Source organism: uncultured Allobosea sp. (assembly GCF_945956895.1).
GTDB lineage: Bacteria > Pseudomonadota > Alphaproteobacteria > Rhizobiales > Beijerinckiaceae > Allobosea.
The window spans coordinates 1-16755 of the sequence record NZ_CAMFJF010000062.1 but is presented as its reverse complement, the minus strand read 5'-3'; the positions used below and the strand labels follow the sequence as shown (position 1 = coordinate 16755).

The following is a 16755-nucleotide window of genomic DNA, read 5'->3' as shown; positions in this document are numbered from 1 at the left end:
CGACCCGGTGGGTCAGGTCGCCGCCCGCGATCGCCGACAAGGCCCCGGCGAACTCCGTCGTCGCACCGTCAACAACCGCGTTGATCTCGTTGATGCCCTCGACGAGTTCCTTCAGCGGGCCTTCCATGCCGCCGACCTGCGCCTTGCCGGAGAAATTGCCCTCGCGGGCATCGGCGACGATATTGGCGACCTCGCCCAGCAGCTTCTGGACATGGGCGGCCTGCTCGGCATCGGCCAGCATGGCGAGTTCGCGGTCGCGCCGGTTCTGCTCGAGGGCGAGCGCGTTCTCGCGATAGATCTCGAGGGCGCCGCTCAGCGCGCCGATCTCGTCGGGCGAGGGGGCGGCGGGGATGGCATGGGTGAAATCGCCCTTCTGCATCTCGTCCAGCGCCGATTTCAGCGAGATCAGCGGCCGCGCGACCCGGCGCTGCACGCCGCGCCAGCTCATGACGCAGATGACGAGCAGGGCGGCCAGCAGCGTGCTGACGATGCCGAGCCTCACCCACGCGGCGTTGAGCTTCCTGTCGGTCCGCACGACCATGTCGTCGAGCGACTGCGTGACGGCCGAAACGATGGCGGTGAACGGCCCGTTGCACTGCTTCGTCCATTCGTCCGCTGCGATGACGGGGCCGGAGCCCTGGCCGAGCTTGCCGATCAGCTCGTCCATCTTGCGATTCGAGACCTCGACCTCGGCGGACATCACGCCGATCTTCCGGACGAGTTCGCTGCCGACGCCCGGCCGCGAGGCGAGCTGCTTCAGCGTCTCGCCGGAGGCGTTGGAGACGCCGCGCAATTCGCCGAGCTTGCGGATCTGGGCGGTATCGAGCGCCTTGCCCGAGCCGAAGGCCGGGCGCAGCACCGAGCATTGCGTGCCGTAATTCGAGCGGACATCCCAGCCGGCAGACTTGAAGCCCTGGAGGTCGGCGAGGATCGGATCGGCGAGGCGGGCGGCGTTGGCGGTCCCGTCCGAGGCCTTGACGATCGCGGCCTCGATCGCGCCGATACCGTTATACCAGGGCATGGTGGCAGCAAGGCTGCGCTGCGCCTTCGGCTTGGCGGCCTCGGCATAGAGATCGGCCATCCTGGCGTCGGTGAGCTTCTGCTGCTGCACGATGCCGGCGATCAATTCCTTGCGGCCAGGCAGGTCGGTCTCGTCCAGCTGCGTGATCGCCTCAGCGATGCGGCTGCGATTGCCGTCCTCGATCTGCTTCAAGGTCGCGGCCGGGTCGTCGGCGACCTGGATGCTGGTCTGCGCCTGTCCACGCGCCGTCCGGATCGCATTGCCCGCGAGCAGCAGGGCCTTGTCGGCCTGGACCAGCTCGCCCAGCTGCATGTTGCTGCGCACTTCCAGGATGGATTGCTCCGCCATGTAGCCCAAGGCGCCGATGCCGGGCACGCACAGGCAGGCCATGGTGGCGACGAGGTAGTTCTGGATCGACGAGGGGAAGAATTTCACGGCGGAACTCGAAGGGAGCATGCAACGGTAGGGCGGTGGCGAAGTCGCAGAGGCAGGCCGTAGTCGGACCTCACCACATTCTTTTATTGTCGATTTGATTAACATTGCGCTTAGCCCGCTCCGCGCCTTGCCTTCCGGCGCGGCGAGAGGCACGAAAGGGCGATGCACCGTCGTCTCGTCTTCGAGGAACCGGTTTCGCGCGCGGCCGTCTGGAGCCGGCGGCTGGCCTGGTTCTCGTGCGCGGTGCTGCTCTTGTCGCTGCTGCTGGTGCGCTTGCGTGAGCCGAGCATCGAGGGGCTCGCGCCGGTTGCAGGCGCCTATGTGCTGGTGCTCGCGGCGCTCGGCCTCGCCATCCTCGCCTTCATCCGCATCTGGCATTCCGGCCATCGCGGCGTCGGCATGGCCGCCGGCGCGATGGCGCTTTCGCTCCTCCTGCTCGTGCCGGCCGGCTATGTCGGGCTGAGACTCGTGACCAAGCCGGCGCTGGCGGATGTCTCGACCGATATCGACGACCCCCCCGCCTTCAGCCGTTCGCAGGTCGCGCTGACCGCGCGCGCCGGGCGCGTGCCGCCCGATGTGCCCCCTGAACGGCGGCGCCTGCAGCGGCAGGCCTATCCCAAGGCGGTGCCGATTCTGCTCGAATTGCCAGCGGATGCCGCCTTCGATCTCGCCAGGCGGGCGGCGCACGGCCTCGGCTGGCAGGTGCTGGAGACGGCGCGGCCGGGCGGGCGCAGCGGCGCCGGGCGGGTCGAGGCCATCGCGCGGGATCGCATCCTGCGCTTTTCCGAGGACATCACCATCCGGGTCCGGCCGCGTGTCGATGGCAGCCGCATCGACATCCGCTCGGCCTCGCGCCTGGGCAGCCACGATCTCGGCGTGAATGCCGCGCGGGTCGCGGCCTTCGCCGACGAGATCGAACTCCTGATGGATAGCCGTTGAGGCCTGCGCGTCAGGCGAGCCTGTAGCGGCTGGCCAGCGCCGGAATGGCGTCGCTGGATTGGACGGCGCCGCGCAGGACGAGGTCTTCGAGCTGGGCCAGCACCGAAAGCGCCGCGGCGCGGTGCAGGGCAGGGGCCAGGCCCTGGTAGATCACCGGCACCATCGCGGCGATGGTCTCGTCGCCGGCGCCGAGCCGGTTCAGGATCGCGGCCTCGCGCAGGCGCCGATGCTGGACGAGCCCGCGCAGGAAACGCTGCGGCTCGACGACCGGGCCGCCATGGCCCGGCCAGTAGCGGGCATGTTCGAGCCCGCGCAGCTTCTCGATCGAGGCCATATAGGCGGCCATCGAGCCGTCGGGTGGGGCCACGACCGAGGTCGACCAGGCCATGACATGGTCGCCGGAGAACAAGGTCGCCTCTTCGGCGAGCGTGAAGGCGAGGTGATTGGCGGTGTGCCCGGGCGTCTCCACGGCGGCAAGGCTCCAGCCGGAGCCCGAGACGGCATCGCCGTCGCGCATCGCCCAGTCCGGTGCGAAATCGGTATCGGCGGCGGCATCGAGCACGCGGCCTTCGCCCGGCCCGAGCTGCCGCGACGGCCGGTGTGGCCCGCAGCCGACCACCGTCGCGCCGGTCGCGGCCTTGAGGGCGGGCACGGCCGGCGAGTGGTCGCGATGGGTATGGGTGACGACGATATGGCTGACGGTCTCGCCACGGACGGCTGCCAGCAGACGCTCGACATGGGCGGGGTCGTCCGGGCCGGGATCGATGATCGCGACCGTGCCGCGCCCGACGATATAGGAGCAGGTGCCGGTGAAGGTCATCGGCCCGCTATTGCCGGCGATGATCCGGCGCACCAGCGGGGACAGGACCGCAACCGTACCGGCTTCCGTCGTCGCGCTGCGGTCGAACTCGATCTCGTCGCTCATCTCCGGCGATATGTCTTCAACCGCTCGACTTGCCGCCGCAGCTCTTGGTGTCGGACATGCCGAATAACGGGCCGAAATTGCCGCATTTGTCGCAGCCGGACAGGAACACGGCCAATCCGAGGATGCCGGCAAGAAGAGTGATGCGCTTCATGGCCCAACCGTTCGATTCGATCGGGCGGCACTCTAGAGGCTGTGGGAGACTTTGGGAACGCGCGTTCAAAGGCCCAGATCGGCAAGCCAGCCCAGGATGCAGAGCGCCGAAAGGGCGATCAGGGCGAGGGTGGCTTTCGCGTCGGGCGGGCAGTCGCGCAACATGGTCGGTCTCCGTTTCGGAGCCGGTGCAATAGGCGTGCCGTTTGACGGAGGGGTGACAGGGACCCGGGCCGGACGGGAAGCCGGTATTCGCCGGGCCATGCGAAGCGCTCAGCATCCATGGGCGCGTGGCTGCGTCTCGGTGTCGATGCTGGCTGATGATGCAGTGCAATGACGATTGCTGCGAGAGCGAATGCATGTCGGTGCTCATGTCGACGCAAATCAGCATCCGATGCGGTGTCCGGGAGAATGAATGCTGACGATCGCAACATGCTACCTGGCTTGCATCGCCATTTTCCTCGACATGGCGGATCGAGCCCCCGTTCTCGAATGAAGCGTCAGGGAGCGTAGCCCAGCGCTCCGATCCAGGCGGTGTGTACGATCGTGGCCCCGGCGAGCCGGATCAGGCCGAAAACGTGATCGCCCGAGCGCGGTTTCGCTCGCAAATTCCGTGCGCGATTGCGCGTCCGGCCGTTGATGTCGCTCATGCGCCCCGCCTCGGCCTGGGCAGACGATCTGGCGTCCATGCCGGACGCTTCGAAAGCCTCTGTGGTGGGGCATAGCGCTCCCGCCGGGCCCGCAGCCGCTGCGGTCAGGCGGTCCGGACGTCGATAGCCTGCATGCCGGCATTATGCGCGGCGGCAAGGCCCTGCGGGGAGTCCTCGAACACGCAGCATTTGGCAGGCTCGATCTTCAGGCGGCGCGCCGCTTCAAGGAAAAGGTCGGGCGCGGGCTTTGGCCTCGTCACGTCCTCGATGGTGACCACCGTTGCAAAGAGCTTGGTCAGGCCGGTCGCCTCGAGGCAGGCCGAGACGATCTGGCGCGAGCCGCCGGAGGCCACTGCCATCGGAAGGACGCCTTGCTGCGCCCGGGCGATACCGGCCACCGCCGTGATCTCCTGCACGGCGTCGATGTCCATCAGGAACCTCTGACGCATAAGGTCGATGACCTGCTCCCTGTCGACCGTGACGCCATGATCAGCATCGAACAGATCCATGAGAGCATGTTCGGAATGACCGGCTCTCTCCAGATACCAGCCGCGCTGCATGGCACGTCCGGATGGCTGAAAGCCGTGGGCCCAGGCGCTGGCATAGACCGGCAAGGTGTCGACGAGGGTGCCGTCGCAATCGAAGATGAGCGCTTCGACGCCCGCGGGAAGCTTGAATCTCTGGGTCACGAGAAGCCTATAGCGCAACGGACGATGTATCTCCAGATCGCGGGAGCTCCCCACCTGGACCATGGCAGGCGGGAGCACGAAGGCTCCCGCGAAAACTGACCGGCGCGGGCAGCCTGTGGAAATCGCGGATAGGGCGCAGGCTCGCGTTGCGCGCGTCCCATGATGGCGATCCAATGAGCATGAACCGGAGGCCGCTCGATGGATCTGCGACTGTTCTCAAACGGTGCGGCTGCGGCGGTTCGATCTGATTCGGCGGTTGTCGAGCTTGACCGCCAGGCGGCGGCACCGGCGGAGCGGGCACATGAAAGCGTGTCGGCCGGCCGGGAGCATGCCCACAGCGAGACGTGGCCGGGTGCCGGGCCTGTCTTGCGGCAGTTCATCGCGGTTCACGCGCCGCTCCTGCTTCAGGCGGCTGCCTGGGGCGCCGCAATTGGGATTGTGCTCGCCATCAAGCGGTTCGGCTAAAGCATTGGCCCGAAAAGTGGCGCGCGGTTTTCGGCCAAAGCCAATGCGCTAGCTCGCGGCTCGGCCCCATCACTGGCCGTCGGTCAGCCCGCGAGCGGCCGGCGCCTGCAGAATTGGACAATGTTCGACCGGCTTTTGGCGAGCTGGGTTTTCGACAGCTCGGTCAGCACGGTTTCGATGCTCTTTCGTAGCTTGTCGTCTTCCGCAGACGTCCCGGAGAGGCAGAAGAATGCGCTCAGCAGATGCACGCTGCATTCGTCGAAATTCGAGACGGAGCGCCCCTGTTTGGCCTTGGATGACATAATGACCCCACGCGACACGAAGATGTTTCAGTTTGGGTCGGCATAGGCATCGCAAGCATGGATCAGCAATTTTGCGGCCGGTCCGCGGGGAATCTGATGCGAGCGTGGTGACAAGCGCTGTCGTGGGGATAGGCGGCGGGCCATGTGCCGCGCGGCGGGTGCCGAACGGGAGAGACGCGACGGCGGAGGGGCCGTTGCCACGGAAACTGTCGGTATTTCTGCCGGCCAAAGAAAAAGGCCCCGCAGGGCCGTTTTCATAACTATCTGAAATATACCGGGAAATTTTGGTCGGAGTGGCAGGATTTGAACCTGCGACCCCCTCGTCCCGAACGAGGTGCTCTACCAGGCTGAGCCACACTCCGATCCGCTGGTGGGCGGCTTATAGCCAGCACGCGGGTCCGGCGCAACAGGCACTTTGCAGGTTGTGGAGGAAATCTTGCGGCGAGGGGGCTGCGTGGTGGCTAGGTGGTTGCGCGCTGCGCTGCCGCGTTCTAGAAGGCGCCGCACATTGGGGCGTCGCCAAGTGGTAAGGCAGCGGTTTTTGGTACCGCCATTCGGAGGTTCGAATCCTCCCGCCCCAGCCACGCGCCGCTGACCCTCGCGCAGGCCCTAGCGGCGGCCTCGCATCCGCTGGACCCGGTCGTTGACGAGCGCCGCGGCAGACCGCACGGTCCATGCCGCCCGGCGCAGATAGGGTGTAACGGCACCGAAGTCGCGATACGCCCCCAGCTTGTTCGTTTGGGAATAGGCCGGGCTGCGCGGCGACATGTCGACGAGGAAGCCGTTCATGTGGGCGCGCCCGCACCATTCCACGTCCTCGCCCTCGTTCCAGGCTACGAAGGGATTGAGCGGGCAGGCATCGAAGACAGCCCTGGTGACGCAGAACGCTCCCCCGTCGATGAAAACCGGACCGCGCTCGAGCAAGACGGTCGGGTCCGCTCCGTCGAGCTGGCGCAGCATCACGGTCGTGCGCCGGGTCGCGTGCCCCAGCCAGACGCCATCGGACTGCGTCAACGAAAGATAGGGCCGGCGCACCCCGTCGACGAGCACGCTCGTGTTGGGGGAAGAAATGTCGAACTCGCGCGGCATGCCGGCGAGCGCGCCTGCTTCCAGCACTACACGGGTGTGCAGGACGATCATGCGCGGCCCCTTCAAGGAAGCCATCAGCGCGTTCTTCTTCTGGCCGATCAGGAAACGCTGGCTTGGTGGCGTTTCGAACGGCAGGTAGCGCACGCTTGGATAATCCGACAGGAAATCGAGATCGCGCGCGGGACCGCAGACGACGATCTCGCCGCCGCCGTCCGGAGCCAGCTCCGGCTGCGCGAGGAGACCATCGAGGCAGGCCCGCAGCATCGGCACTTCGCTATCTTGGCCGGAGAAGACGACGCCCGCACTCCAGCCCGGCACCAGAACCGGGCTGCTGCGAACGAGTTCGATCTGCCCGGCCCCGATCGCCGCCCATTCGACCTCGCGCCCGATGAAGCAGGCGATCCACTGCCGCACGAGGTTGGACGAAACCGTCAATGTGGATGGCGCGGGATCGCTGCCGCCGGTGTCGCGGATGATCAGTCTGCCGCCGGGACGCAGTGCCCATAGCCCGTATTTCAGGGCGCAGGGCAGCAGGTTGCGGAATTTGAGCTTCGCCGTTTCGATCGTCACACATTCGAGATCGTGACGATAACGGACGGCCGCGAGGCTCTCGCGATCAACGATGCGGGTTTCGTTTGTCACATGCTGCTCCCGGCGCGCGTCCCGGCGCGTCGAACATCGGACCGGTGCGCCGCCGTGTCGCCGCGGCTCAGCACCACATCCATTTCGCGTGCGGCGCGGGACCAGCTCGCCCAGTCGCGACGCATCCGGGCGGCCTTTCGCAGCGCAAGGTAGCTGTCGCGATCGCGCACGAGGCCGCCGATGATCCCGGCCAGCTCTTCCGGCGAAACCTCCGGTTGCACCATGATGCCCCCACCACCCGCCATGACTTCGGGAATCCCGCCGACATCGGTCGCCAGGATTGGAATGCCCAGGCGCAGGAATTCGAGCATCGCGACGCCGACCATCTCGGCCTTGGAGAGCTGGCAGCCGAGGTCGATATCGGAGATGCTCGCCAGGAAACGCGCGGTGTCGGCATCCTTTCGGATGACGCCGAGCGCTTCGACCCCGTCCATCGCCCGGATTTCGCCGGGGCATTCTCCGACGACGCGCAGGATGACCGGAAGCCCGCGGCTGCGCAGGATTGCGACGGCCGCCGCAAGGCGATCCAAACCTTTCCTGCGGGCATACAACCCGACGAAGCCGACGATGAAATCCCGGCGCTCTGCCCGCGGCGGGGCGACATATCCGTTGATCTCAGCATCCGCGATATTGGCGCCGGGGGAAACGATCGAGATCTTTTCGCTCGGCAACCCGTATGTGTTGATGAGATCGTCAGCAGAGCGCCGGCTCATCGCGAAAACATGCTCGACGCGGGCATAGTCCTCCCGTTCCACCGCAATCGCGTTGCGCATGGTCTGCTTGTCGATGGCCGCGACCACATCGAAATCGGCATAGTTCGTGAAGTACTCGCTCAAAGTGCCGTCGATGTAGAAATACGGCCTGATATCGAGCTCACGCTGCCGCTTCCAGAATTCCGGCCCGTACATCTGGATGTTGTTGATCACCGCGGTGCCGGCGAGCAGCTTCGCATGCTTGCGCCAGATATGGGCGTGAAAGCTCGGAGCGAATTTGAAGCCGCCAGGCTTGCGGCCGCGCAGCACGCGACCCAGCTTCCACATTGCACCGGCCGCGTTCAGCAGCGGGTCAGAGCGTTTTGTCGACTGCAGGGTAAAGCACCCGTCAAGCACGCGTTCGGCCATGCCGGCCTGGCTCAGATAATAGCTGCTGCCGCTGAAAGCCCTTTCGAGCGTCGTCGCGAAGCCCGTTGCGACGAGGCGCGGCCGGCGCGTTGAAGAAGGCGAGCTGGAAAGAATGACTTCCGGCAATCCCTGCCGAGCTGCCTCTGCTTCGAAATGCGCCATGCAACAAGCCTCGTGATCTTCGATTTTCCGCAGAGACTATGCGGCAACCATTGCTATTTTTGTAACAGGTCCCACTGCTTCACGCAGTTTTTCATGTTTCGCAGAGCGCATCACAAGATGACACTTGCCGAAAAGAATATTTTATTCTTATGAGAGCCTCGACCCGCTTCCGTGCGAGCGGTCGGGAGACGAGCTCCGTGCCGATCGATGACCTGAAGCAGTCAAGCCTGCCTGCAGGTTTCGACACTGACCTGGCCATTATTGGCGGAGGCCCCGCCGGCTGACGATTGCTCGCGAGTTTTTTGGTCATCGCACCCGCGTTCTGGTTCTGGAAAGCGGCGGCATGGCGGAAGAGCCCGGCGGCTCGCTGCCGAATGCCGGAGAGATTGCCGATGAGGCGCCAATCGCGCCGCACCAATCGCCTTGTCAAAGCCGCCGAAGCATTTCACTACCGCGGCGGACTTTACAGGAGAGGGCCACTTGAACCGCGATCTGCCTTTCGAACGCGTGCTCCTGACGGGCGCAGCCGGCTTCGTCGGCTTCCATGTCACGCAAGCCCTGCTCGATGCCGGGGCTCAGGTCTTCGGCATCGACAACCTCACGCCCTATTACGATCCCGCCCTGAAACAGGCTCGCCTCGACCGGCTCACCGCCCGCAACGGCTTCTCTTTCGAGCAGATCGACATTTCCGACTACGACGCGGTGCAGGCCGCCTTTGCCGCCTTTCGCCCGCAAGTGGTCATCCATCTCGCCGCGCAGGCAGGCGTGCGCTATTCGCTGGAAAACCCACGCGCTTACGCCACCTCCAACCTCGACGGCTTCCTCTCGATCCTCGAGGCCTGCCGGCATAACCGGATCGACCATCTGGTCTATGCCTCGTCGAGCTCGGTCTACGGCGCCAATGCCAAGGTCCCGTTCAGCGAGCATGACGGTGCCGACCATCCGGTTTCGCTCTACGCCGCGACGAAGCGCGCCAACGAGCTGATGGCGCATTCCTATTCGCATCTCTACGGCATCCCGACGACGGGCCTGCGCTTCTTCACGGTCTACGGCCCCTGGGGCCGGCCGGACATGGCCTATTTCAAGTTCACCAAGGCGATCCTCGAAGGCCGGCCGATCGACGTCTATGACGAGGCCACGATGAGCCGCGACTTCACCTATGTCGACGACATCCGCGAAGCGATCGTGCGGCTGGCGGGCAAACCACCGGAGGCAGTCCCGGATCTCGCCAAGGCAGCCCCCGATCCCGCCACCGCCGCCGCCCCCTGGCGCATCTACAATATCGGCAACCACACGCCGGTGCGGCTCGACCGTTTCATCGCGGCGATCGAAGAGGCCTGTGGGCGCAAGGCGATCAAGAGGCACCTGCCGGCCCAGCCCGGAGACGTTCCCGCGACCTATGCCGATGTCAAAGACCTGGCGGCACGCGTCGACTTCCATCCGGAGACGCCGATCGAAACCGGGCTTGCCCGTTTCGTCGAATGGTACCGGGAATTCTACAGGATCTAGGGGCTGCCTCAGGGCCCGTGTGGCAACCGGCGTGACAGGGCCGCACCGATCGCTCTAGGCTGCATCCACGAAACACGACCCAGGCATCGACACATCCCGGTCATGACCAGCCTCAAATTCGGAACGTCCGGCCTGCGGGGCCTCGTCAGCGAACTCGTCGGCCTGCCGACCTACAGTCATGTCCGGGCCTTCTGCGCGATGCTGCGCGAGGATGCCGCCGCAGGACAGGCCGGCGAGGTTCTGATCGGCCGCGACTTGCGCTCGTCGAGCCCGCTCATCGCCTCGCAATGCGCCCAGGCCGTGCTCGATGCCGGTTTCACGCCGGTCGATTGCGGCGCCCTGCCGACCCCCGCCCTTGCGCTCGCTGCGATGGAGCGGGGCAGCCCGGCCATCATGGTCACCGGCAGCCATATTCCCGACGATCGCAACGGTCTGAAATTCTATCGGGCCACCGGCGAGATCGACAAGGCGGACGAAGCCCGCATCCTGGCCTGGCATGCCAGGCTCGCCATCGCCGCCGCCCCGGAGGTTTCCGTCGAGCCGGCCCGCAGCGAACCGATCGCGGCCTACCGTGCGCGTTATGCCGCCTTCTTCGCGGCCGATGCCTTGAAGGGCCTGACCGTCGGCGTCTACCAGCATTCCTCCGTCGGCCGCGACGTGATCTGCGAGGTGCTGGCGGCGCTTGGGGCCACCGCCGTTCCGCTGGGACGCAGCGACGTCTTCGTCCCCGTCGACACCGAGGCTCTCCGTCCGGAGGACGAGGACCTTGCCCGGCGCTGGGCCGGCGGCAGCAGGCTCGATGCCATCGTCTCGACCGATGGCGACGCCGACCGCCCCCTCGTCGCCGATGAGACAGGCCGGTTTCTGCGCGGCGATCTCGTCGGCGCTCTTACCGCGCATTTCCTCGGGGCCGATGCGATCGTCACGCCCGTGACCTCGAACTCGGCCCTGGACCGCCCCGGATTGTTCGAGAGCGTGATCCGCACCCGCGTCGGCTCGCCCTATGTCATCGCCGGCATGGCCGAAGCCAGGGCCGCAGGCGCCGAGACCATCCTCGGCTTCGAAGCGAATGGCGGTGTCCTGCTGGGTTCGGACGTCGTGCAGGACGGGCGGCACCTGCCGGCCCTGCCGACACGCGATGCCATGTTGCCGATCCTGGCGACGCTCGCGCTGGCACGCCACGCAGGCAAGCCGCTGAGCGCCATTGCCGCGGATGCGCGTTTCGCGATCGCCTTGTCCAATCGCCTCCAGGAGGTCCCACAGGACAGGACTGCGGCCTTGATCGCGCGGCTCGACGCGGAGGATGCGGATTTTCGCGACTCCACATTCGCCCCCCATGGCGCGGTCGCAGCGCGCGACCGGCGCGACGGGCTGCGCCTGACGCTCGGCAATGGCGCCACCGTGCATTTCCGGGCTTCCGGCAACGCACCCGAGCTGCGCGTCTATGTCGAGGCTCCGACGCCTGAAGCGGCCCAGGCCCTGCTTGCCGAAAACCTCGCCTTTGCAGAAGCGCAGACGCGCTGAACCCCTTGAGACAGCAGGATCCCGTTCCATGAGCGAAGCTTTCATCTGCGCCTATGTCCGCACGCCGATCGGCCGGTTCGGCGGTACGCTGTCCTCGGTCCGGGCGGACGATCTCGGCGCCGTGCCGCTGAAGGCCCTGGTCGAGCGCCATCCGGGCGTCGATTTCGGTGCGGTCGACGACGTGATCTATGGCTGCGCCAACCAGGCGGGCGAGGACAACCGCAACGTCGCCCGCATGTCGCTGCTGCTCGCCGGCCTGCCCAAGGACGTGCCGGGCACGACGATGAACCGGCTCTGCGGCTCCGGCATGGATGCGGTCATCACCGCTGCGCGTGCGATCAAGGCGGGCGAGGCCGAATTGATGATCGCCGGTGGCGTCGAGAGCATGTCGCGCGCGCCCTTCGTCATGCCCAAGGCCGACAGCGCCTTCTCGCGCCATGCCGAGATCCACGACACCACCATCGGCTGGCGCTTCGTCAACCCGCTGATGAAGGCGCAATACGGCATCGATTCCATGCCGGAGACGGGCGAGAACGTCGCCGCCGACTGCCATATCAGCCGGGCCGACCAGGACGCCTTCGCCCTGCGCTCGCAGCTCAAGGCGGTCGCAGCCCAGCAGAACGGCCGCCTGGCCAAGGAGATCGTCCCGGTCCTGATCCCGCAGCGCAAGGGCGATGCGATCCGCGTCGAGGTCGACGAGCATCCGCGCGGCGACACCACGCTGGAGAAGCTCGCCAAGCTCGGCACGCCGTTCCGCAAGGAAGGCGGCACCGTCACGGCCGGCAATGCGTCCGGCGTCAATGACGGCGCAGCGGCGCTGATCATCGCCTCCGAAAAGGCAGCTGCGAAATACGGACTGACCCCAATCGCACGCATCCTTGGCGGCGCGACCGGCGGTATCGCCCCGCGCGTCATGGGGCTCGGGCCGATCCCGGCGACGCGCAAGCTCTGCGAGCGCCTCGGCCTGAAGCCGACGGATTTCGATATCGTCGAACTGAACGAGGCCTTTGCCAGCCAAGGCATCGCCGTGCTGCGCGATCTCGGCATTCCGGAGGACGGGGATTTCGTGAATCCCAATGGCGGCGCGATCGCGCTCGGTCACCCGCTCGGCATGTCCGGCGCCCGCATCAGCGGCACGGCCGCGCTGGAACTGTCCCTGACCGGCAAGAAGCGCGCGCTCGCCACCATGTGCATCGGCGTCGGCCAAGGCATCGCGGTCGCGCTCGAACGGGCATAAGCGCCACTGCAACGGGGCTTCGCGACGCGCGGGCCTTTGTTTTGCCGCGGTTCGGGGGTTTCGCTGTCGCGCGAAAACGCTTCGTGACCATGCCGTGCGGTGAAGGGGGAAACACGTTGAGGCCGACGACCATGTCGCGCGACCGGGGCAGATATGCGACCGCTCGCAGAAGGCCGCCCGTCGCGTCCCCTCGCTCCTCCCGTTCTTGCGACCGCTGCTGTCAGGATTGCTCCTCATGGGCCTGAGATTTCTCGTGACCGGCGGCGCCGGGTTCATCGGCTCGGCGGTTGTGAGGAAGCTGGTCGGGGAGACCGAGCATGGGGTCTGCGTCGTCGACAAGCTGACCTATGCCGGCAACCTCGCTTCGCTTGAGCCGGTCTCCGGCAGCAACCGCTACCGCTTCGAGCAGGCCGATATCGGCGACGCCCTGCGAATGAAGGCGATCTTCGCCGATTTCCAGCCCGATATCGTCATGCATCTCGCGGCCGAGAGCCATGTCGACCGTTCGATCGACGGCCCGGCGGCCTTCATCGAGACCAATGTCGTCGGCTCCTTCACGCTGCTGCAGGAGGCGCTGCGCCATTTCCGGGGGCTGCCGGAGGATCGCAAGGCGCGCTTCCGCTTCCACCATATCTCGACCGACGAGGTCTTCGGTTCGCTGGGTAGCGACGGCTTCTTCCGCGAGGACACGGCCTATCAGCCGAACTCGCCCTATTCGGCCTCCAAGGCAGCTTCCGACCATCTCGTGCGGGCCTGGCACCACACCTATGGCCTGCCGGTGGTGATGACCAACTGCTCGAACAATTACGGGCCCTATCACTTCCCCGAGAAGCTGATCCCGCTGATGATCATCAACGCGCTGGAAGGCAAACCGCTGCCGGTCTACGGCAACGGGCTCAACGTGCGCGACTGGCTCTATGTCGACGACCATGCCGACGCGCTGCTCACCGTCGCCACCGCTGGCAAGCTGGGCGAGAGCTACAATATCGGTGGCCATAACGAGAAGGCGAATATCGAGGTGGTGAAGACGATCTGCGCCATCCTTGACGAGCTCCGGCCAGACCCCAAGGGTCCGCGCGAGCGCCTGATCACCTATGTCACCGACCGGCCGGGCCATGACGCGCGCTACGCGATCGATGCCGGCAAGATCGGCCGCGAGCTCGGCTGGGCGCCGAAAGAGACCTTCGAGACGGGCTTACGCCGCACCGTCGAATGGTATCTCGCCAATACCGCGTGGTGGGGCGATATCCGTTCCGGCGTCTATCGCGGCGAACGCCTCGGCGCGGCCTGAGCGGAGACTGGAGCATGCTGAGCGTCGAGGAAACGGCGATCCCGGCCGTCAAGATCGTCACGCCGAAGAAATTCGGCGACCATCGCGGCTTCTTCTCGGAAACCTGGAGCCGCAAGGCCTTCGCGGAGGTCGGGCTCGATCTCGATTTCGTCCAGGACAACCAGTCGCTGTCGGCCCCCGTCGGCACGCTGCGCGGCCTGCACTTCCAGTCGGTGCCCTTCGCGCAGGACAAGCTGGTCCGGGTCACGCGCGGGCGCATCCTCGATGTCGCCGTCGATATCCGGGCCTCTTCGCCCACCTTCGGCAAGCATGTCGCGGTCGAGCTTTCCGCCGAGAACTGGAAGCAATTGCTGGTTCCGGTCGGCTTCGCCCATGGCTTCGTCACGTTGGAACCCGATACCGAGGTGCTCTACAAGGTCACGGCGCCCTATGCGCCGGAGAACGACCACGGTCTCGCTTTCGACGACCCGGCGCTCGGCATCGACTGGCGGCTGCCGCTCTCCGGCCTCACCCTCTCAGACAAGGATCGCAAGCATCCGCGCCTCGCCGAGATGCTGCGTTATTTCGACTGATGACACTTCGCATCGCCGTCACCGGTTGGACCGGCCAAGTCGTCTGTGCCATGCTGGAGCGCGTGCCTGTCGGCGTCGAGGTCATCGCGCTGCGCCGCCCGGACCTCGATCTCGCCATCCCGAAGACGGTCGCACCCGCCCTGCGCTCAGCCAGGCCCGACGTCATCGTCAACACCGCCGCCTATACGGCCGTGGACCAGGCCGAGAGCGAGCCGGAATTGGCCATGCGCGTCAATGGCGAAGCGGCCGGCGAGGCGGCGCGGGCCGCGGCCGCGCTTGGCATCCCGGTGATCCAGCTCTCGACCGACTATGTCTTCGACGGCGTTCTCGCCCGCCCCTATCGCGAGGACGACGCAACCGGCCCGATCTCGGCCTATGGCGCGAGCAAGCTCGCCGGCGAGCAGGCGGTCGCGGCAGCCACTGATAACCACGCCATCCTGCGCACGGCCTGGATCTACAGCCCTTTCGGCAAGAATTTCGTCAAGACGATGCTGCACCTCGCCGAGACGCGCGACGAAATCGGCGTCGTCGCCGATCAGGCGGGATGCCCGACCAGCGCGCTCGACATCGCCGATGCGATCTTCACCGTTGCGCGCAACCTGACCAGCAGGGCAGGGGACGCTTCCCTGCGCGGCGTCTTCCATATGAGCGCGGCGGGCGAGGCCGTCTGGGCCGATGTCGCGGAGGCGATCTTCGCCGAGCGGGAACGGCAGGGTGGCAAGCCGGTGCGGGTCAAGCGCATCGCCACAGTCGACTATCCGACGCCGGCGCGCCGGCCCGCGAATTCCAGGCTCGATTGCAGTAAGCTCGCGCTGGCTCATGAGGTGCGGCTGCCGAAGTGGCAAAGCTCGCTCCAGCCTTGCGTCGCGCGACTGCTCAAGGATCAGGCCAAGGACCAGAGGTAACGATGAAGGGCATCATCCTGGCCGGCGGTTCCGGCACGCGGCTGCACCCGATGACGCTGGCGATGTCGAAGCAGCTCCTGCCTGTCTACGACAAACCGATGATCTACTATCCGCTCTCGACGCTGATGCTCGCCGGCATCCGCGAGGTGCTGATCATCTCGACGCCGCACGACCTGCCGAACTTCAGGCGCCTGCTCGGCGACGGCTCTGACTGGGGCATGAACCTGACCTATGCCGAGCAGCCGCATCCCGGCGGGCTGGCGCAGGCCTACCTGATCGGCGCCGATTTCGTTGCCGGCGAACCGTCTGCCCTCGTCCTCGGCGACAACCTGTTCTACGGCCATTCCCTGCCCGAGATGATGGCAAGGGCCACGGCCCGGAAGACCGGCGCGACCGTCTTCGCCTATCATGTCCGCGATCCCGAGCGTTACGGCGTCGTCGCGTTCGATCGGGCCGGAAAGGCAATCTCGATCGAGGAGAAGCCCAAGGTTCCGAAGTCGAACTGGGCCGTCACGGGCTTGTATTTCTACGATGCCGAGGTGGTCGAGATCGCACGCTCGCTGAAGCCTTCCGCCCGCGGCGAGCTGGAGATCACCGACGTCAACCGGATCTATCTCGAACGGGGCGCGCTCTCGGTGGAGTCGATGGGCCGCGGCTTCGCCTGGCTCGATACCGGCACACCCGACAGCCTGCTGGAAGCAGGCGAGTTCGTGCGCACGCTCGAAAGCCGGCAGGGCCTTCGCATCGCCTGCCCCGAAGAGATCGCCGCGCGGCAAGGCTGGATATCGACCGCGCAATTGACACAGCTCGGCGAAAAGCTCGCCAAGGGCGATTATGGCCAGTATCTCCTGCGCATGGCCCGGGATATCGCCGGCTAGAGCATTTTCCGACCAAGCTGAGCCGTCATTGCGAGGAGCAAAGCGACGAAGCAATCCAGGAGGACTGGGTTAGAGAGTTCGACCCGGTCCTCCTGGATTGCTTCGCTCCGCTCGCAATGACGGTTCAGGCAGATTAACATCTCCGATTCCCGCAGGGGCCCGCCCCGCTCCATTCCTGCTTGACAGCGGGCCCCGCCGCTCGTCATCTGCATCCGTTCCCAGGGGGGCCTCGCTAGGAGGCTGAGATTC

17 protein-coding genes and 2 tRNA genes are annotated in these 16755 nt (G+C 66.2%); 10 read left to right on the top strand and 9 right to left on the bottom strand.

Going from position 1 to position 16755, the window contains the following annotated elements:
* The coding region (locus tag Q0Q02_RS20020; protein WP_293812091.1) for a HAMP domain-containing protein at window positions 1–1456 on the bottom strand (1456 nt) is incomplete at its 3' end.
* 162 nt (window positions 1457–1618) lie between these two features.
* Between Q0Q02_RS20020 and Q0Q02_RS20015 the strand changes: the two genes are divergently transcribed.
* Window positions 1619–2395: a DUF1499 domain-containing protein gene (locus Q0Q02_RS20015; RefSeq protein WP_293812089.1), complete on the top strand. Its 777-nt coding sequence runs from the start codon at window positions 1619–1621 to the stop codon at window positions 2393–2395.
* A 10-nt stretch (window positions 2396–2405) separates the two neighbouring features.
* Here the strand turns inward: Q0Q02_RS20015 and Q0Q02_RS20010 are convergent, their stop codons facing one another.
* From Q0Q02_RS20010 to Q0Q02_RS19995, 4 genes are all read right to left on the bottom strand, one after another.
* Window positions 2406–3320 carry an MBL fold metallo-hydrolase gene (locus Q0Q02_RS20010; RefSeq protein WP_293812088.1) on the bottom strand — a complete coding sequence of 305 codons (915 nt, stop codon included), beginning with the start codon at window positions 3318–3320 and terminating at the stop codon, window positions 2406–2408.
* A 16-nt stretch (window positions 3321–3336) separates the two neighbouring features.
* The gene (locus Q0Q02_RS20005; RefSeq protein ID WP_265057752.1) at window positions 3337–3471 is read right to left on the bottom strand and encodes a hypothetical protein; all 135 of its coding nucleotides are present in this window, start codon (window positions 3469–3471) and stop codon (window positions 3337–3339) included.
* Window positions 3472–3970: 499 nt separating this feature from the next.
* Complete coding sequence (locus Q0Q02_RS20000; RefSeq protein WP_293812086.1) at window positions 3971–4120, bottom strand: hypothetical protein; 150 nt, start codon at window positions 4118–4120, stop codon at window positions 3971–3973.
* A 104-nt stretch (window positions 4121–4224) separates the two neighbouring features.
* Window positions 4225–4887 carry an HAD family phosphatase gene (locus Q0Q02_RS19995; protein WP_293812084.1) on the bottom strand — a complete coding sequence of 221 codons (663 nt, stop codon included), beginning with the start codon at window positions 4885–4887 and terminating at the stop codon, window positions 4225–4227.
* Window positions 4888–5007: 120 nt separating this feature from the next.
* On the opposite strand from Q0Q02_RS19995, the gene Q0Q02_RS19990 reads away from it, so the two are divergent.
* A complete protein-coding gene (locus Q0Q02_RS19990) occupies window positions 5008–5274 on the top strand; it encodes a hypothetical protein (protein WP_293812082.1) in 267 nt (88 codons plus the stop codon).
* An 83-nt stretch (window positions 5275–5357) separates the two neighbouring features.
* Here Q0Q02_RS19990 and Q0Q02_RS19985 read toward each other — a convergent pair whose 3' ends face one another.
* Window positions 5358–5576: a hypothetical protein gene (locus Q0Q02_RS19985; protein WP_293812080.1), complete on the bottom strand. Its 219-nt coding sequence runs from the start codon at window positions 5574–5576 to the stop codon at window positions 5358–5360.
* A gap of 285 nt (window positions 5577–5861) precedes the next feature.
* Window positions 5862–5938 (bottom strand) — tRNA-Pro (locus tag Q0Q02_RS19980).
* Between the two features lie 147 nt (window positions 5939–6085).
* Between Q0Q02_RS19980 and Q0Q02_RS19975 the strand changes: the two genes are divergently transcribed.
* A tRNA-Gln gene (locus Q0Q02_RS19975) sits at window positions 6086–6160 on the top strand.
* A gap of 25 nt (window positions 6161–6185) precedes the next feature.
* Here Q0Q02_RS19975 and Q0Q02_RS19970 read toward each other — a convergent pair.
* A complete protein-coding gene (locus tag Q0Q02_RS19970) occupies window positions 6186–7307 on the bottom strand; it encodes a hypothetical protein (protein ID WP_293812078.1) in 1122 nt (373 codons plus the stop codon).
* Window positions 7304–8590 (bottom strand): glycosyltransferase family 4 protein, encoded by a 1287-nt coding sequence (locus Q0Q02_RS19965; RefSeq protein ID WP_293812076.1) that lies wholly within the window; start codon window positions 8588–8590, stop codon window positions 7304–7306. Before Q0Q02_RS19965 ends, Q0Q02_RS19970 begins: the two co-directional genes overlap by 4 nt.
* A 492-nt stretch (window positions 8591–9082) precedes the next feature.
* On the opposite strand from Q0Q02_RS19965, the gene Q0Q02_RS19960 reads away from it, so the two are divergent.
* The 7 genes from Q0Q02_RS19960 (at window position 9083) to rfbA (ending at window position 16506) form a co-directional block, all read left to right on the top strand.
* Window positions 9083–10099, top strand: a complete 1017-nt coding sequence (locus Q0Q02_RS19960; RefSeq protein ID WP_293812092.1) for an NAD-dependent epimerase — start codon at window positions 9083–9085, stop codon at window positions 10097–10099.
* Window positions 10100–10201: 102 nt separating this feature from the next.
* Complete coding sequence (locus Q0Q02_RS19955; RefSeq protein ID WP_293812074.1) at window positions 10202–11623, top strand: phosphomannomutase; 1422 nt, start codon at window positions 10202–10204, stop codon at window positions 11621–11623.
* Between the two features lie 28 nt (window positions 11624–11651).
* Window positions 11652–12860, top strand: a complete 1209-nt coding sequence (gene pcaF, locus Q0Q02_RS19950) for a 3-oxoadipyl-CoA thiolase (protein ID WP_293812072.1) — start codon at window positions 11652–11654, stop codon at window positions 12858–12860.
* 235 nt (window positions 12861–13095) lie between these two features.
* A complete protein-coding gene (gene rfbB / locus Q0Q02_RS19945) occupies window positions 13096–14151 on the top strand; it encodes a dTDP-glucose 4,6-dehydratase (protein WP_293812070.1) in 1056 nt (351 codons plus the stop codon).
* A 14-nt stretch (window positions 14152–14165) separates the two neighbouring features.
* Window positions 14166–14723 carry a dTDP-4-dehydrorhamnose 3,5-epimerase gene (rfbC, locus tag Q0Q02_RS19940; protein WP_293812068.1) on the top strand — a complete coding sequence of 186 codons (558 nt, stop codon included), beginning with the start codon at window positions 14166–14168 and terminating at the stop codon, window positions 14721–14723.
* Complete coding sequence (rfbD, locus tag Q0Q02_RS19935; RefSeq protein ID WP_293812066.1) at window positions 14723–15628, top strand: dTDP-4-dehydrorhamnose reductase; 906 nt, start codon at window positions 14723–14725, stop codon at window positions 15626–15628. The genes rfbC and rfbD overlap by 1 nt, the downstream gene beginning before the upstream one ends.
* A 2-nt stretch (window positions 15629–15630) precedes the next feature.
* The gene (gene rfbA / locus Q0Q02_RS19930) at window positions 15631–16506 is read left to right on the top strand and encodes a glucose-1-phosphate thymidylyltransferase RfbA (protein ID WP_293812064.1); all 876 of its coding nucleotides are present in this window, start codon (window positions 15631–15633) and stop codon (window positions 16504–16506) included.
* The last annotated feature ends 249 nt before the right edge of the window (window positions 16507–16755 follow it).